Here is a 17,230-nt window from a genome sequence, read left to right on the forward strand (position 1 = left end):
CTAGAAGCTAATCGATTTTTTTCTTTTAGTAAGTAAAAAATATTTTTTGGCCTATTATTTTAGAGAGCAATTTTCAGAGCTTTACCCCTCCCTCTGATACCATCGAAAACTCACATACCCAAAACCTACCAATCCCCAGAAAATTGCCATTAAAGTCAAATTGTAGATGCTCATGGCCACCATGGCAATTACAGCAATCACCAAGGCAATAGCTGGGAAATAGGGGAAAAGGGGTACCCTGAAGGGTCTCTCTAAATCTGCATGATTTTTCCTTAAAGCAAAGAATGCAATCATAGAGACAATGTAAAGCGTCAAGGCACCAAAGCATGCAATGGTGATAATTTCGCCTGTTTTACCAGTGAGCAATGCCAAAATTCCAATGCCCATATTGACTAGAAGCGCATTGACAGGAGTTTTGGTTTTCGCATTTACTTTTCCCACAAAAGGACTCACGTAGCGCTCTCTGCCAAGTTCTAAAGTTGATCTGCCTGCAGCCAGAATGATCCCATGAAAGGAAGCAACCAAACCAAACAAACCAACTGTAACTAATAGATGATAAAGAATATTGCTTTCTCCGACGATCTTGGCCAGTGCAAGCGGCAAGGGAGAATCTGATGGCTCAGCACTTCCGGGAGGGTAAACGATGGCTTCCCAACCATTTACTCCTACTGCAGAAGTAAACGTCAAAACGCATAAAATCACCAATGTCAAGATTGCGTAGCCAAATCCAATCAGAATATTCCGTTGCGGGTTCTTGGCTTCTTCCGCCACATTTGCCACGCCTTCGATAGCTAAGAAGAACCAGATCGCAAAAGGTATTGCTGCGAAGGCTCCACCCCAGCCGTTGGGCAAGGCATTGGTAGTTAAGTTTTCAAACTCAAATGCGGTGAAACTCACTCCTGAGAAAATCAGCAACTCAAGAACCGCGATAATAGTGATGACCAATTCAAAATAGGCAGCGAATCTTACACCAGTAATATTGATAAAAGTGAAAATGAGGTAAGCGCCAATCGCTATGGTGGTGACACTGATTTCAGGGAAAAAGACATTGAAATAGGCACCTATTGCAGCAGCTATGGCCGGTGGAGCGAATATAAATTCAATGCTTTGCGCCATTCCTGCCAAGAATCCCCAGTTTTTCCCTAATCCCAACCGGGCATAATCAAATGCTCCTCCTGCTTTGGGAATAGCGCAGGCCATCTCAGTATAGCTGAAGGTAAAGGTCACATACATAATAATGATAAAAAATGTAGCCACTGCCAAGCCCAATGTACCACCTTCGGCAAGTCCAAGATTCCAGCCGAAATACATTCCTGATATCACATAGCCTACACCCAAGCCCCAAAGCATAAAAGGCCCCAGCGTGCGTTTTAATTCAGTTTTTTCCTGATTCATTTTTTAGGAGATGATGGTCAAAAGTATCCTTCAAGAGGACACCGGAAAGTTTCAATCTCAGTGCTTCTGAGCATAAGAAAGCGAGTTTTCCAGCTGCATAAGCATAGGGCAAACCGCTGGTTCGAATATTGGAAATGCAGTTTCTTTTTTCATCCGTATTTCCTGCTTTTGGGTTATATGTCAAATAAATCCCCATGCTATAGGGAGAGCTCAAACCGGGTCTTTCCCCGATCAGGATAATTGATAGTTTACTGGAAAATAATTCTCCTATCTGATCACTGATTGCAACTCTAGCCTGACTGACCAGACAAATAGGAGCCAGTGAAAATTGGGTTATCAAGGGTAAAAATTCCTCTAGGAAGTTAATCGCATGGATTGAAATGGCATTAGCGGAAAGACCATCTGCGACAAGGATGGAAATATCTGCCGGTGCATGATTTGAATTTGTTATTGTTGCGATGGATTCTCTACTGAGTTTTCTCCCCAGATCCGGACGTTTGATGTAGGTTTCCCTGTCTTGGGCTTCACTGTTCAGCATAAGGTGAGGAAGGTTTAATTTCTCTAACGCTCGCTGCAATAGAGGAAAGTCCAGCGCAGTCCAAACAGCATCTTTTGCCAGTGCATGGTCTTTTCGAAAACTTAATAGTTCAGCTGTTTTGAGGCTGCCACCCGTCCTTCCTAATGCGATTCTGGCATCGGTGAATTCCTTTAACTTTTCCCAGGAATTGGAAGAATCGCTCATATTTCCAAAAGTTTACTTCCGGGATTGATGTCAAGTAGTTTCCCACTTTTGTCTGATAAGTTCATTTTTACCAGCCACTCGTCAAACTCAGGCGCTCTTTTGAGACCAAGCACTTGGCGGATATACAACTGATCGTGAAATGAGGTACTCTGATAGTTCAGCATCACGTCGTCCGCGCCCGGCACTCCCATGATGAAATTACAGCCGGCAACCCCAAGTAAAGTAAGGAGATTGTCCATATCATCCTGATCAGCGTTGATATGATTAGTGTAGCAGATGTCGCAGCCCATGGGCAAACCCATGAGTTTGCCACAAAAATGGTCTTCCAGACCAGCTCTGATTACCTGCTTACCATCGTAAAGATATTCTGGGCCAATAAAACCTACCACAGTATTGACGAGTAGGGGATTGTATTTTCTTGCGACCGCATAAGCGCGAACTTCGCATGTTTGCTGATCTACGTCTTGATGTGCATTGGCTGAATGTGCGCTACCCTGGCCGGTTTCGAAATACATGAAATTGTTTCCAACTGTTCCTCGATTTAAGGCTAAACCAGCCTGATAAGCTTCATCTAAAATACTCAGGTCGAATCCAAAGCTGGAATTTGTCTTTTCTGTTCCTCCGATAGATTGGAAGATCAAATCAACGGGTGCATTTCTATTGATCAGCTCAATGGTGGTGGTTACATGAGAAAGGATGCAAGTTTGAGTTGGGATTTCATATTGTTGTCTAAGCTTGTCTAGCATTTCAAGCAATTTCAAGGTGGACTCTGCTGAATCTGAGGCAGGATTTATTCCGATGACCGCGTCTCCGACACCGTACAAAAGTCCATCTATCGTACTTGCCATAATGCCTTTGGCATCGTCGGTTGCATTATTGGGTTGTAGGCGGGTAGAAAAGTGGCCTTTTAAGCCAAGAGTATTACGAAATTTAGAAATCACTCGAATCTTTGAAGCTACCAGAATCAAGTCTTGATTTGCCATGATTTTGCTGACAGCTGCTACCATTTCGGGTGTGAGACCGGAAGATAGCCGACTGATCTTTGTACCGTCAGTTTCATAAGCCAACAGCCAATCGCGAAAACCGCCGACTGTTAAGTGAGAAATAGATGTAAAGGATTTGGCATCAAAGGATTCTTGAATTAGCTGAGAGACTGTATCAATTTCCGAGGGAATAATTTCCTCGCTTAAAAACTGTTTCAAAGGAATATCAGCCAAAACCAGTTTGGCGGCGATTCGTTCCTGCTCATTTATAGCAGCCAATCCTGCCATTTGATCCCCGGACTTTTCGGAAGATGCTTTCGCCAGAACGCTTTTCAGATTAGGAAAGGCGTAGCAGAAATTTCCAAGGGAGTGTTTGTAAACCATGCAATGAAAATGCTGATTTATTTGTAATTCTCCAATAATGAACGAAATAGATTAAGGTATTAACAATAAGCGGGCTCTAAAAGCTTGTTTTAACGTGTGAGCTTTTTTGACGAAAACATCAAAAAGGATATCCGGGAAGTTGTTCTGTCTTTTTTCATGTTGCCGTCATGCCCAACTGCCCTTTCTATTTTTTCAATATAAAGATACCGGGGGAAGTTTTACTGTATTGTGACTCCAAGGCGGGAAATTGTCTGAATAATTTTTCAAATTCCCCATTTGGATCCACTACAGTTGTGGGTTTTTGTTTTTGAAGCATTTGAAAAAGCCGGGCTTTTTCCCTTAGATCACGATCCTGCTCAAGGTAGAGCTTACTCAATCGGTAATTGAGGAATGGACCGCCTAGTTTTCCATTCAGGTAAGGTGAGAGATCATCCCCCAATACCAATATATTTCCGGAATATTTCACTTCGCTTTGGCCTACGAAATACTCTGAACCGGTGATTTTTTGTTGCCAGTACCATAGCGCAACTGAGGGAAGTCCCAGCACCAAAAGGTAGAAAGCAAGTTTGGCAATAATCTCTTTTCTAATATTCAAGAAAAATTGGGTGATAAGATAGGTGAGCCCGGGTATCAGAATCACCAACTGATAAGCAGCTTGTTTTTTGATAATGAAAAACTGAGCCACGGAAAAAAGTAACCATATGATGACAAGCTGACGCTGCTTTTGCTGATTGATTGTAGAGCCTCGCAATACAGTAGCCATAAAATATCCCGCTATCGCAAGCAGGAGAGGAAATATTCCCAAGAACAGCCAGTCCAATAATGACTGATACTCATATTTCTCTGAAAGAAATGTAAGCGGCCAAATCTGAATGGCTTCTTCCAGCCCATCATTCCAGAAGTAAAATAACGTAATCAGTAACAGCGGGAGGAAGTATCCAACGAGAGAAAGCATCAATTGACGGAAGGAAAAGCTGCTGATTGCGATTCCAGTAAAGATCATATAGGGTAGAAAGAGGATGTAATTTGGATGAAAGCCAGTAGCCAGGCCTGCATATATCCCAATTAGCAAAGTGGATTCACTGGTGTCTTTCTGCAGAACTGTTTGGGAAAAAAGCTGTCCAAGCGATAATATCAAAAAGGTACTGCCCAACAGTGCCGGACTCAAACTCAGCAAGTCAAATGAGAAATGAAACAATGCTGCCATAATGATTGCAGGCAGATAGGTATTAACATCGAAAGCCTTAAATTTGATCAACATGGAATTCCAGTACAGTATCTGGAATGATATTAGAATTCTGCCTACCACTTCGTACGCAAGCAGGCTGCGTCCAAAGAGCAAATCTATGAATGTGAAAAATCCCGCTGAAAGGGGACCGTTGTCATCAATGATGTCCTGGTATAAATAATATCCCTGGCCCAAGCGCTCACCAAGAAGCATCCACATCAATTGGGGATTGGTAAGAGGGAAATGAATAAGTGCCAAATAGACGAATGTCAGCAGGAGAACGTATATTCCTATGCCGATTAGCCTGAAAGGATCATTTAATTTAAAAAAGCTGAACAAAGTAAATTGGAGAAGAGTGTTTGGTTGGTTTTGCCCGAAATTAAAGCTTGCCCAACTATTTCGCTAAATTTGTACCATAAATACTTTATATGGAAAGTAAAAGACAACAGAAATACGCCAAGCTGATCCAAAAAGAACTTGGTGATATTTTCCAAAAAGAATCAAAACACCTCGTCGGTCGCGCTATGGTGACGATTACACGCGTAATGATGAGTCCTGATTTGGGTTTGGCAAAAGTTTACCTCAGCTTTTTGTTAGCTGATCCTGAAGCGACATTTAATCTTATCAATGACCACAAAAAGGAAATCAGGCATCAGCTAGCCAAGCGAATCGGGAAATCCGTACGTATTATCCCAGAAATCGCCTTTTTTCCTGATGATTCTGCCGCTTATGCGCAGCATATGGACAAGGTGATTTCCGATCTTGCCATACCGCCTGCTCCAACTGAGGAAGAAGATCAGGAAGAAGAGGATTAATCAAGCGACCGTTGAATCTTAGTTTTTTTATAGCCTCCAGGTACTTTCGCAGTAAGAAGAAGCGGAATTTCATCACCATTTTGTCCAGAATTTCTATGATAGGAGTCGCTGTAGGTACGATGGCTTTGGTGATAGTGATGTCTGTATTCAATGGGTTGGAGGATTTGATTCGCGGACTTTTTGCAAGCTTTGATGCAGAGCTGAAAATCGAAGCTGCGGTGGGGAAAAGCTTTGTGACCGGCGAAGAATGGCTCGATAGTATTAGAAATCTGGAAGGGGTGGCTATTCTCACGGAGGTGATAGAAGACAATGCTTTGCTGGATTATAATGGCAATCAGATGATAGGCAGGATCAAAGGAGTCTCGGAAAATTTTTTGGATCAGGAGAGATTTGCCAGAGGCTATTTTTGGGGTGACACTACGCTTGGCACTGAATTAAATCCAGCAGCAATCATGGGGAGAGGCGTCGGTTTTTTCCTTTCGGTGAATCTGGACAATGTGAATGTCCCTCTGAAAATCTATTACCCCAAAGCCCCTCGAAGTGCAGCGTCGATTGATCCTTCACAGTTCTATGAGTCTGCCGTACTGGATCCTGTAGCATTTTTCAGTATTGGTGAGCGTCAGTTTGACGATGAATATGTGATTGCACCGCTTTTCTTTGTCAGAGATTTACTGAAGTATGGTGATAAAAGGACCTCATTGGAAGTGAAAGTTGCCAAAGGACATTCTATCGCCAAAGTCCAAAAAAGGTTAAAAGATCATTTAGGAGCCGATTTTATGGTCAAAAATACTGACGAACAGCATGCGGGAATTATTCGTACGGTCAAGATGGAAAAGCTATTTGTATTCCTCACATTGACTTTCATATTGGCGATAGCTTCCTTCAATATTTTCTTTTCGCTGAGTATGTTGGCGATTGAAAAGAAGAAAGATATAGCGGTGCTGAAAGCAATGGGTGCTCCGGAGAAATTAATCAAAAGAATTTTCTTGAAGCAAGGGGTGCTAATTGCTTTTAGCGGTGCACTGATTGGGCTAGTTTTGGGCTATCTGGTTTGCTGGCTACAGCAGTCTTATGGGTTGATATCGCTTGGAATTTCCTCGGCCGTAGTAGATGCTTATCCTGTGAAAATGATCTGGAGTGATTTTTTCTGGATTAGTCTAGCCATGATAGGGATTACTTTTCTTGCTTCTTCAAGGCCTGCCTGGATTGCTTCTCAGGTGGATACCGTCAAAGAACTTTAAAGGAGTTTCACATACCGAAACATATGCAAAGTAATGGTATTCATTTTATTCCGATCTAAGCTTAATACCCGGGCAATTTGCGGCTCGATCGCTGGAAGAGCATTTTCAGCTATACAGAAATTTGCGGCAGTAAAATAGTTTTTAACTTGCGGTAAGTTGCTGTTAATCAGGCAGGATTTGTGAAAGCGTCAACAGGGCCATTTTCAATCGAAAAAAATGTACTTGCATTTCTTTTCAAAGGCATGTTTATTGGTCACCTAAGTAGTTCACCCTAGATTGTAAATTGATTATCCAATGAAGAGCGTATTGCCCCTATTCCTTATTTTGATTTCTTTGATAGCCGTGCCTTCATTTTCTTTTGCGCAAGAAGACAATGAGGAAAAGGGATCACTTAAGTCGGGAACAATTGATAGCCAGTTTGACTATATCTACAGTGTTTCTAATAATTTTCAGGAATATAAGGTTGTGAAAAGAACCAATCTGGATCAGCTCAAATCTAATATTTTGGACTCAATGCGCACGATGAGAACTGAGGTAGGGGATCTTAAGCTTTTGATAGTAAGTGAGAAAGATTCTATCAAGAATTTGAATGCTATCTTGGCCATAGCAGAGACAGAAAAGCAAGAAGCGATTGCCGAGAAAGATAATTTTTCTTTTCTGGGGATGGGAATTCACAAGGCAGTTTATTCTTCCATGATGTGGATTGTGGTGGCTGTACTTGCAGGAGCACTGGCCATTTTCTCTTTTCAGTATTTCAGCAGCTTCAAAAAAATTAGAAAAGCCCAGAAGGATTTGGCTGAAGTACAGGAAGAATTTGACAATCACCGCAAAAATATGTTGGATCGCGAGCGTAAGCTGAAGCGTGAATTGGTTGATGCGCAATTGGGCAGATAGTACCTTCATTCCTCATGTCTGGCCTGCATGCTTTATTTTAAGCATGGTTTTGTCCCTCAGCAATTATGCAGTATATCGGAGACTTGGAAATCTGAGGATACAAAAGAATTTCACGCTCTCTTGATTTTTTTTAGTTAGAGGCATTAGTGAGAGGGATACTTTCTAAAAAGGGTTTATTAATCGAAATTGATCTTAAATCCTTTCTCTTTTACTTAAGTAATCCTTGCAAAAAAGCCTTAAGTTTGTCCCCTCAATACCAAAATCAACGGATGGCTAAGAAAAGAGGAACTGCTTTAGATGAGAGCGAAAAAAGGAAGCTGAATAAGCAGAATTTAAGCAAACTGGGAGGCATTTTTCAGTTTTTGATGCCTTATAAGGGAGCATTCTTTTTAGGATTGGTTTTCCTTGTTTTTTCGTCATTAACTCTACTTACATTTCCCTATGTAGCCGGCAAGCTTATAGATACCGCTCAGGGTACGGATTGGATAGTCAGTGATATAAACTCCATCGCGTTGCTATTGGTGGGAATTTTGGCCGTACAGAGTATTTTCTCCTTTTTTCGTGTTTGGCTTTTTGCTTTAGTCTCCGAGCGTTCCATGCGGGATATTCGATTGGCTTTGTACTCCAGGATGCTGCGGCTCCCTATGACATTTTTTGACAAGCGTAGAACCGGAGAATTGATAAGCAGAATTACTTCTGATGTGAGTATGCTTCAGGATACGTTCTCTGTGACCTTGGCTGAGCTTTTCCGACAGGTGGTTACACTTGTAGCCGGTGTGATTTTCTTGATGATTAACACGCCCAAATTGACCTTATTCATGCTTGCTACTTTTCCTGTTTTAGTGGTGATAGCGATGGTTTTTGGAAAATTTATCCGAAAACTCTCCAAAAGTACCCAGGATGAACTTGCGGCTGCCAATGTGATAGTTGAGGAAACGCTGCAGTCGATCAGCACGGTAAAATCCTTTGTGGGAGAGGCGTTCGAATCTGCCAGGTACGGAGGTGGATTAAATAGGGTAGTTGGAGTAGCCTTAAGGGCAGCCAAGTACAGAGGAGCGTTTATTTCGTTTATAATATTTGCCTTGTTTGGGGGGATAGTAGGGGTGATGTGGTACGGAGCGAGTCTGGTAAGCTCCGGTGAAATGAGCGTGGGTGAGTTGGTCTCTTTTGTATTATACACCACATTTATTGGGGGATCCATAGCTGGACTTGGAGATATTTATGGTCAAGTTCAAAAAGCTATAGGTTCTTCTGAGCGTGTATTGGAAATATTAGAGGAAGAACCAGAGTCCGTCTCAGGCACAAAGGCTACTGATTTCCAAGGAAAGATAGCTTTCAGAAATGTAGGTTTTCATTACCCTACACGGCCAGAAATGGAAGTATTGCGAGATCTGACTTTTCATGTGAACCCCGGAGAAAAAGTTGCTTTGGCAGGTCACTCAGGTGCGGGTAAATCAACAATTATTCAATTGCTAATGCGATTCTATGATGTGCAACAAGGGTCAATTCACGTAGATGATCGTCCGTTAAGCGAATGGGATTTGCAGAATCTTCGTTCTCATGTAGGAATGGTTCCTCAGGAAGTGCTGCTGTTTGGAGGATCAATTCGAGAGAACATCGCTTATGCAAAGCCGGGAGCGAGCGAAGAGGAACTTATTTTAGCCTCGAAAAAAGCCAATGCTTGGCAGTTTATTTCTCAATTTCCTGAAGGACTGGATACTTTAGTGGGTGAGCGCGGAGTAAAGCTTTCGGGAGGTCAAAGACAACGGGTTGCAATAGCCCGTGCTATTCTGAAAGATCCGTCAATTTTGATCTTGGATGAAGCGACATCTTCTTTGGATGCTGAGTCCGAGTCGCTGGTGCAAGAGGCATTGGATGAGTTGATGAAAGGAAGAACTACCATTATTATTGCGCATCGATTGGCAACTATCCGCAAGGCGGATAGAATATATGTCCTCAGCGACGGAGAAATCATAGAAGAAGGCAATCATATCGATCTTTTGGGTAGAGAAGCCGGTTTTTATGCCAATCTCGTTCGTTTGCAGTTCGCGGATTAACCCAAGTTGCGGGTTGAAATTGATGTTGATCAAGCTAATGGATTCAATGACGTTTTGCTGTTTGAATAAAAAAGCCCTCCGCTATAAATACGGAGGGCAAAGAGATTCAGGTATGATTACAGTCTAAACCTTGAATAAGGCTTCAAAGAAACCCATTGTCTCACCTTTTTTCTTAAAGATCAGCATAGGCAGAATATTATTTACCATGACTAATTTCTCGGCGACACTTCCAAGAAGAATAGCGGCTGATTTTGTTCTGCCGCGTGATCCAAGCAAAATCATATCCGCTCCGACTTGCTGAGCTTCTTCAAGCAGTGCTTTGCCTTGGCCCTCTCCGTTATTTAGGACAAATCGACAGGTCAAACCCGGGTGATTAAATTTTTGTATGAATCGTCTGAAGTCTTCTTGGGCATTTTCCTTCATGATTTCAGAAAATTCTTCAAATGTTTTACCTGTTTTAGAATATCCCTGAGGTACTTCGTATAGGTGGACAGGAATAAGCTCTGCTCCCAATTCCTCCGAGATCCTCTCTCCGAAATCATAGATCAAATCTGTATGGTCTGAGAAATCTGAAGGAATCATGATTTTCTTAGGCAGTCCCGGAGGTCTTCTCTCTTGCAATAGTAAAATAGAACAAGGTGCTTTTTTAGCAACTCCTTTAGCCAGAGATCCACTTCCTGCCAGTTCTTCTTTTCTCCCCATGATGATAAGATCTACATCTTTGATCTTTGCCCAGCGAAGAAATGTATCTAACGGGTGATCACCCTCTTCAGCAAAGACTTCAATGTCCATATTGGTAGGGAAATCAAATTCAGAAAGTTTGGCTTTGATCAGCGCCTCTATGGACTCATCTCCCGGAGCTAACAATTCGGGATGATTTTTAAGAATTTCATCCGGCACAGCCAAATCCTTTGCTACATGAACAAAGTAACATTTTTCTATCCCGAGGAAATCCAGGTACACAATCGTTTTCTTGATCAGGATATCATCCATCTCAGTCAAATCAAGACCAATCATGGCCTTATAAAAATGCTTCATAGCTCTTAAGTATAAATTCTCCTTAATTTAAAGCTTTGATCCAGTTTATCGAACAGTTTTTTTGTTTTTAGCTTGTGAATTCCTTTTCGAGGTAATTTAGCGGGATGAAATCGAGCCTGCCTACCGCCTTTAGGTAGGAATGATCCCGTACGTACGGGAACACACACTGGGATGATTATAACCATGAGAGATTCCCTGTCCGACGACAGGCGGGCATGTGGCCAAATGAAATCAAATTACAAACACATGAAAGTGATGCAAAAGTATTTTCTGGCAATCGTACCTGAGGGTGAGCTTCAGGAGCGTGTGCGCAAGTTAAAGCTGGATATCAAAGATCGCTACCAAGCTAAATATGCTCTAAAGTCACCTGCACATATTACCTTGAAAATGCCCTTTGTATATAATCAAGCGAAAGAAGAAAAGCTAATAGAGAAACTTGAGGGCTTCATTGGCGCTTACGAGCCCATGACTTTGACTATACAGGGAGTGAAGACATTTGGTGACCGGGTTATCTATCTAGGTGTAGAAGCGGGAGAAAACTTATATGTTTTTCAAAAGGAACTAAGAACTTTCTGTAAAAGAGAGCTGAATCTGGTTGAGGAGTTGAGTGACCGGAATTATCACCCCCATATGACCGTAGCATTCAAAGACATTAAAAAACCTCAGTTTCAAAATATTGTTCAATTTTCATCGGATTTAAATGTATATGGGGAAATGGAGATTTCTGAAATTTGGCTTTTAAAGAGATTAAATAGCCGATGGTTTTTGTACAAAGAAATAAAAGTGGGGGGAGGATTAAAGAGTGTCAGTTAAACACCGCAAATTCCTTCCCTTGGAATAGCCCAAGGGAAGGAATCGTATTAGTGAAATTACTTTACAGATAGCCAGTTAACTTTCTGCCAGTTCGGAATTCAAAGGGAGGATTTAAGAGTATCAAATCCTTGAAATAGGCCAATTGATGTAATAGAACCTAAAAAACATAGACATTACAGCGTTTTTGGTTTACTTCCTTCCAAGCTGAAATGACCTTGCCACATTAAATCCGAAATGAATATCCCCATCAAAGAAATTTCCCTGAGTGGAGGGGATGAAGCCGGCAGGAGTCATTTCGTTGGAATTGGTAAAATGCAGTTGGAATACATGGCCACCTGTTTCTATATCTACCCCTATCCCAAGGGAATTATGCCCTGGTAGCTCTTTTCCAAACCTATAGTAATATTCTCCTGTCAGACTGACTCTTCTTGAGAGTGCCAATCTGCTGCTTATCCCCAGTGCTGCCAGATTATTGGGGTCTGTTTGCGTGGAAACCAAGTTTCTGTGAACCAACGTGGGCATAAGTTGCAAAGAAAATAAGGGGCTGAACTTACGGGCTACTATAACTTGATGAACGTATCGGAGCCTTCGCTGGAAAGTCATGGGTAACTCAGGTCTTTTAAGGCTATAGAGAGAGAGATCACTTACCCAAGTAGCAGAGAGTGGCATTCCTTCGGTTTTTTGTTCTAAAATCCGACCTTTTACAAATCCGTCGTATACTTTGTTGACAGAATTTCTGCCAAATCCCACCGTAATCCGATCCGAAAAAGAGTACTCCAATCCCAGCCTTACATTTGAATCATCCAGACCAAACAGATTGTATCCTCCGGAATTTATTCTTCCAAATCGGTGAGAGATAATGACATCGAGGTTCCCCTTTCCCCTGGTTTCTACCGATTGACCGTTGATTATCCGAGTCCCCTTGAACGTACCCAAAACAGTTTCCGGCTCCACGCCGGATTGCGCTCTCAGTTGCTCCAGCATATCCTGACTTTGGGCAGAAAGGGTGATAAGTAAAACAAATAAAATGAGGTAGTGCTTTTTTAAATCCATTAGTTTTGGCTTTTAAATTCAAATTTTATACTTACCTCTACCTCTTCGGCTATATTTTGAAACATGAGCCGGGGGATTTCAATATCGTAATCTTCCAATACGACATTAAAGACTGCTTGCATCTCTATTTTTCCACTCTTCTCCGTGATGGTTCCTTGGATTTTCACCGGCTTGGTTACACCATGTATAGTAAGCTCCCCTTCAGCCACGGCATCGGATTGAGAACTTCCCCGTGTATATCCGGATATTTTTCCCCGAAAATAAGCTTCAGGGAATTTGTCGGATTCCAGGTAGTTTTCATTGAAATGTTCCTTCATTAGGGATTTTCTAAACTCAAATGCAGCGATGGGAATAAGAAAAACGGCTTCCCCACTTACCGGATCGAAAACCGCCGTGGCTTTTTTGTTCGTTGCAGTGATGTCTTCTATTAATGCACTGCTAAAAAAGCGGACGTAACCCGATTCTGAGCGCAGGGATTGACCATGAACCTGCATTGCCATGGAGAGAAGAAAGGATAAAAGGACTAATCTTTTCATAATTTAGTTGTCTTTTGCTCCACCACTTACCCAGCAAAAGATGAGTTCTTTTTGTTCGCTGCTGAGTGATCTGCCCGAACTGGATGGAGGCATAGTTCCCGATTGGGTATTGGAGCTGATTAGGGAGGCAAACTGTATGATGTTATCATCTACCGTAAAATCTACCCTACCTGTACCTGCCACATGGCAGCCGGATACTGCACAGCTTTGCTGAAGTATGGGAATGATATCGGCCGAAAGCGATGCACTACTGTCCTCACACCTATCTGTAGTGGGAGGAGGCAACTGATCTTCCGACTCGGAAGAGCAGGAGATGGAAATAAGGAGTAACGCTGCGAAACTCGCCAAAATGGCCCACTGGTGTTTTTGAATTGAAATGTTCGTTTGCATGGTAAGTAAGGTTTGGTTTTTTATTAGACAACTAGATTTCTGCCACTCCCTGAAATGGAGAGCGCAACTTGATTAAGATTATTTCTGATTATTACCTTTTTGGCAGGTTTGGGTAAAATTTAAGTCCTACAAATAAACCGGTGCTTTTCAGGGAAATGTCTCCTTCTCCCACACCGGTGATGGGTACTTTGAAGTAGGGTTCCACCTGTACGCTTAATTTATTTCCTAATTTTCTTTCGTATCCCACACTGAAATTGACTACACCAAAGAAATGGTTATTGGCTCCCTTGAAATCTAATTCATGGGAATAGGGGTAGCCAGTTTGGATATTCCTGTATTCCAGTTTATAATGTTCCCTGAGCATCAAATAGGAAGAAAGTCCTGCGCTGGCAAAAAACCGCTGAAGCTTGCCTTCAATTGGATAAAATCTCACGTTGAGAGGAATATCCAAAATGTCACATTCGCCTAGCACTCTGTCAGGCTGATCACCGTAGCCAAGTTGATACCCATCATCAGCACTGTAGGGTTTAAAGGAATAGAAGACTCCGCTGGCAATACTGATTTGAGGTCGCAGAAAGTACTCAGCACCTATTCCTACGGCTTGACCTGCCTTCCCTACTTGGTTCAGTTTGATCCCGCTCAGATCCGGAGCAGCCTGAAGAGAGACGTTGAATTTACCCGCAAATTGCTTGTTCCTTTTTTCCTTTACCTCTTCATGGTTTGTGTGTGTCTCTTCGATTTCGCTAATTTGGGAAGCATTTTTTTTGAGAGGAAAGGCTCCTAAGTCCACTAGAGGTATTTGATTGATCTCCCATATTATTAGTGGATTGTTTTCCGGGTTTTTGAAACTTGAAATTACCGGAATGGTGGATGTCCTACCCCGTGTCCATAGTTGGCCTTTCTTGCCTGCTTGGATGACCTTTACTGAATTTTTTGAATTCTGAATTTGGGTGTTTACCGAAGAATTCCCGACTGACCCCATAGACAACTTATTGTTGATGTCGGGTATTATGGGGTTTTCCCCTACTTGGGCTGAATGATCCATTACTTGGGTTTTCTCAGACCTTTCAGAATCCCCTGAATTCAGGATGGACAGTTTATTTTGTGTTTCATAGGCAATCCTATTTTGGTCTGCATCTAGATCTTCCTGATGAGAGTTCCAGATTGACAGCGAAATCATTGAACTTAGTAATATTGCTCCAGCCCAGCCCAATCCTTTACTTCCAAGCCAAGAAGCTGGGGGAGTGGAAATTTGATCAAGACGGGCTTGCATGTCTTCCCAATCCTCCTCAGAGAAAGGAATCTCGGCAGAGTCAGATATTTTCCTCAGAATGTCATCCAGCTCCTTATCACTCCTATCGTAGGATTTCTTTCTCATGGTTCCTGGGTTTTAACAGCTCTCTTAATTTTTCTCTTGCACGGGAAAGATTGGATTTGGAGGTTCCAATACTGATATCCATCATCCCTGCTATTTCTTCGTGGGTATATCCATCCAGAATGTAGAGATTGAATACCGTACGATATGCTGTGGGTAATCTCTGGATCAACCGGGCCAGTTCATCGTACTGCATGTCATCCAAAGCGCTTGGCTGGGAATCTTTTGATTCGGGAATAAATTCGAAACCTGTTTCATGGACTTGCTGTTGGTGCTTTTTATAATAATTGATACAGAGATTCACCAATACTTTTCTAAACCATGGTTTGAATGGTTTATCGGGATTGTATTTTTTAGGGTCGGCAAACAGCACCATGAATCCATCATGCAGGATTCCTTTGCTCCTTCACGGCTAGAAGTATACCTAAGGCATATACTCATCCCATAACTGTAATAGAGTCTATACAGTACCTCTTGGTCTTTACGGTTTTTATTTACCAGACCTTGCCAGATTTTTTTGTCCAGAATTTCAGATTTCACATTGCCAAGCTTGCTCTAGCCCATACAAGAGGATTTATAAATTGGTTGCGTGGGTAATTAAAAATAAGTAAAGTCTTTTTCTTTAAATGTTTTCTAAGGTTCTCGATTGGTGAGTTTGCCGAATTGCTGTGCTTTGTGGTTTTAGGGACTTCTCAAAAAAATAGCCGGGATTTCCCGGCTATTCAGATTATAGGTTAGAATTATTGTTTAATACCCGGGATTTTGATCGGCATTTGTTAGTGCAGAATTGTTATCCAGTTCTACGGTTGGGAGAGGAAGTAGGTCATTTCTGGATTGGTAGCCTGCAATAGGTTCACTCTCCAAAAAGCCCAATCGTCTCCATCTTCGTATATCACGGTTTCTAACTTGCTCACCAGGCATTTCTACTCTTCGCTCATGCTGAATTGCTATGCGGGTTTGTTCTTTTGTTCCTGTTGGAAACTGTGCTGTTGGATATTCAGGCATTTTTACATCCGCCCTGTTTCTGGTCATATTGAGGTAAGGCAAGGCTGCTGAGGGGCCTGTGAGCTCATTTTCCACCTCTGCCATCATCAGCAATACATCTGCGTACCTGATCACTCGGAAATTGATGCCCGACTGGGTATTTTCATTATCTCTCTTGTAGATCGTCTGATATTTTCTCCAGCTTGGCTTATTAAAATCACCTTGTACCGTAGTTTCGTCCAGTACACTTGCTCCGGCATTGAACGTATCGCCCAGGCGATAGAAGTTATAACTCATTCTTGGGTCTTCTTTTGGAGCTCCATTGGACGGTTTTTCGAATTCAGCCACCAATCCCGTGTTTGGTATCAAGTTTCTCCACGCATTTGGGCCATATTCCTGTCCTCTGAATGTCACTTCAGCTATACCTGTGCCATCAGCATTCCATCCGCCTTCATTTCCAAAGGATTCCGTAAACTGGACTTCCCAGATAGACTCAGAGTTATTTTCATTTTCCTCCTCGAAATTATCCAGATACCGGTCAGTCAACGAATATTGATTTGAGTTGATAATCTCCGTGAGGAAAGGTTTTGCCCCTGCGAAATCACCCTGAAACAAGAGAAGCTTTGCAGCAACTGCCTGGGCTGCGCCTTTACTTGCCCTTCCCACATCGGTTCCAGAATAGGTAGAACTCAAAGGAAGCCTTGAGATTGCCTCATTGAGATCGCTCAGAGATTGCGCAAATGACTGCTCCTGAGTAGATCTTGGCAGCCCCTCAGGGGTGCTGGCAGTAGATAGCATCAATGGAACGCCTCCCCATAAAGTGGATAGCTCATAGAATGCTAAACCCCTTAAGAAATAGGCTTCTCCTACGATTCTAGAACGGAGTGCATCGGTAATGTTATCCGTTGCATTATCTGCGTTTTCCAGAACGAGGTTGGCACGGTGGATCAATCGATACCATCCTCTCCAATTAGCCTCTATTAGAGGATTAGAGCCATCAAAGCCGTGATTTAGCATTTGCGCTCTAGGCGCCTCAAGTTGTGCGCCTCCACTTTCTACATCGTCTGATAGCAGATCGTGAAGGAAGAAATACTCTCTATTGTATAAATTATTTCCCTGAAGCGTGGCATAAACAGCATTGACTGCTGCTACAAGTTGAGGACCGGTACGGTAGAATGTCTCAGTTCCCAATTGGTTGGGATTAACCGGATTCAATACCTCCTCATCACAGGCGATCATACCAACAGACATGATAATTGCCAAAAGTGTGGATCTTGTTTTCATGATTTTTCCTTTTATAAA

The 17,230-nt window shown here is 42.3% G+C and carries 16 protein-coding genes; 5 read left to right on the forward strand and 11 right to left on the reverse strand.

From position 1 onward, the window contains the following. Positions 1 to 81: 81 nt before the first annotated feature. The 4 genes from eat to ID165_RS22320 form a co-directional block, all read right to left on the reverse strand. The gene (eat, locus tag ID165_RS22305; protein ID WP_192347632.1) at positions 82 to 1,395 is read right to left on the reverse strand and encodes an ethanolamine permease; all 1,314 of its coding nucleotides are present in this window, start codon (positions 1,393 to 1,395) and stop codon (positions 82 to 84) included. Continuing rightward, a complete protein-coding gene (gene eutC, locus ID165_RS22310) occupies positions 1,376 to 2,137 on the reverse strand; it encodes an ethanolamine ammonia-lyase subunit EutC (protein WP_192347633.1) in 762 nt (253 codons plus the stop codon). Before eutC ends, eat begins: the two co-directional genes overlap by 20 nt. Then, the gene (locus ID165_RS22315) at positions 2,134 to 3,504 is read right to left on the reverse strand and encodes an ethanolamine ammonia-lyase subunit EutB (protein ID WP_192347634.1); all 1,371 of its coding nucleotides are present in this window, start codon (positions 3,502 to 3,504) and stop codon (positions 2,134 to 2,136) included. Before ID165_RS22315 ends, eutC begins: the two co-directional genes overlap by 4 nt. A gap of 184 nt (positions 3,505 to 3,688) precedes the next feature. Beyond that, positions 3,689 to 5,071, reverse strand: a complete 1,383-nt coding sequence (locus ID165_RS22320) for a hypothetical protein (RefSeq protein ID WP_192347635.1) — start codon at positions 5,069 to 5,071, stop codon at positions 3,689 to 3,691. Positions 5,072 to 5,160: 89 nt separating this feature from the next. On the opposite strand from ID165_RS22320, the gene rbfA reads away from it, so the two are divergent. From rbfA to ID165_RS22340, 4 genes are all read left to right on the forward strand, one after another. Next, positions 5,161 to 5,547, forward strand: coding sequence for a 30S ribosome-binding factor RbfA (rbfA, locus tag ID165_RS22325; protein ID WP_192347636.1), 387 nt, complete (start codon positions 5,161 to 5,163; stop codon positions 5,545 to 5,547). Positions 5,548 to 5,558: 11 nt separating this feature from the next. Further along, positions 5,559 to 6,788 (forward strand): FtsX-like permease family protein, encoded by a 1,230-nt coding sequence (locus ID165_RS22330; RefSeq protein ID WP_225586872.1) that lies wholly within the window; start codon positions 5,559 to 5,561, stop codon positions 6,786 to 6,788. A gap of 294 nt (positions 6,789 to 7,082) precedes the next feature. After that, positions 7,083 to 7,682, forward strand: coding sequence for a hypothetical protein (locus ID165_RS22335; RefSeq protein ID WP_192347637.1), 600 nt, complete (start codon positions 7,083 to 7,085; stop codon positions 7,680 to 7,682). Between the two features lie 269 nt (positions 7,683 to 7,951). Next, positions 7,952 to 9,739, forward strand: a complete 1,788-nt coding sequence (locus tag ID165_RS22340; RefSeq protein WP_192347638.1) for an ABC transporter ATP-binding protein — start codon at positions 7,952 to 7,954, stop codon at positions 9,737 to 9,739. Positions 9,740 to 9,862: 123 nt separating this feature from the next. Here the strand turns inward: ID165_RS22340 and ID165_RS22345 are convergent, their stop codons facing one another. Beyond that, positions 9,863 to 10,777, reverse strand: a complete 915-nt coding sequence (locus tag ID165_RS22345) for a universal stress protein (protein ID WP_192347639.1) — start codon at positions 10,775 to 10,777, stop codon at positions 9,863 to 9,865. A gap of 246 nt (positions 10,778 to 11,023) precedes the next feature. On the opposite strand from ID165_RS22345, the gene ID165_RS22350 reads away from it, so the two are divergent. After that, positions 11,024 to 11,590 (forward strand): 2'-5' RNA ligase family protein, encoded by a 567-nt coding sequence (locus ID165_RS22350; RefSeq protein WP_225586873.1) that lies wholly within the window; start codon positions 11,024 to 11,026, stop codon positions 11,588 to 11,590. 189 nt (positions 11,591 to 11,779) lie between these two features. Here ID165_RS22350 and ID165_RS22355 read toward each other — a convergent pair whose 3' ends face one another. The 6 genes from ID165_RS22355 to ID165_RS22380 all read right to left on the reverse strand — a co-directional run bounded on the left by ID165_RS22355 (position 11,780) and on the right by ID165_RS22380 (position 17,212). Continuing rightward, positions 11,780 to 12,643, reverse strand: coding sequence for a DUF5777 family beta-barrel protein (locus ID165_RS22355; protein WP_192347641.1), 864 nt, complete (start codon positions 12,641 to 12,643; stop codon positions 11,780 to 11,782). Further along, a complete protein-coding gene (locus ID165_RS22360; protein WP_192347642.1) occupies positions 12,643 to 13,179 on the reverse strand; it encodes a YceI family protein in 537 nt (178 codons plus the stop codon). The genes ID165_RS22355 and ID165_RS22360 overlap by 1 nt, the downstream gene beginning before the upstream one ends. A gap of 3 nt (positions 13,180 to 13,182) precedes the next feature. After that, complete coding sequence (locus ID165_RS22365; protein ID WP_192347643.1) at positions 13,183 to 13,569, reverse strand: 2-polyprenyl-6-methoxyphenol hydroxylase; 387 nt, start codon at positions 13,567 to 13,569, stop codon at positions 13,183 to 13,185. Positions 13,570 to 13,660: 91 nt separating this feature from the next. Beyond that, complete coding sequence (locus ID165_RS22370; RefSeq protein WP_192347644.1) at positions 13,661 to 14,947, reverse strand: hypothetical protein; 1,287 nt, start codon at positions 14,945 to 14,947, stop codon at positions 13,661 to 13,663. Next, on the reverse strand, positions 14,925 to 15,320 hold the full coding sequence (locus tag ID165_RS22375; RefSeq protein WP_225586874.1) for an RNA polymerase sigma factor: 396 nt from the start codon (positions 15,318 to 15,320) through the stop codon (positions 14,925 to 14,927). Before ID165_RS22375 ends, ID165_RS22370 begins: the two co-directional genes overlap by 23 nt. Before the next feature lie 371 nt (positions 15,321 to 15,691). Further along, complete coding sequence (locus ID165_RS22380) at positions 15,692 to 17,212, reverse strand: RagB/SusD family nutrient uptake outer membrane protein (protein ID WP_192347645.1); 1,521 nt, start codon at positions 17,210 to 17,212, stop codon at positions 15,692 to 15,694. Between the last annotated feature and the right edge of the window lie 18 nt (positions 17,213 to 17,230).

The sequence above is a fragment of the Algoriphagus sp. Y33 genome (assembly GCF_014838715.1).
Classification (GTDB): Bacteria; Bacteroidota; Bacteroidia; order Cytophagales; family Cyclobacteriaceae; genus Algoriphagus.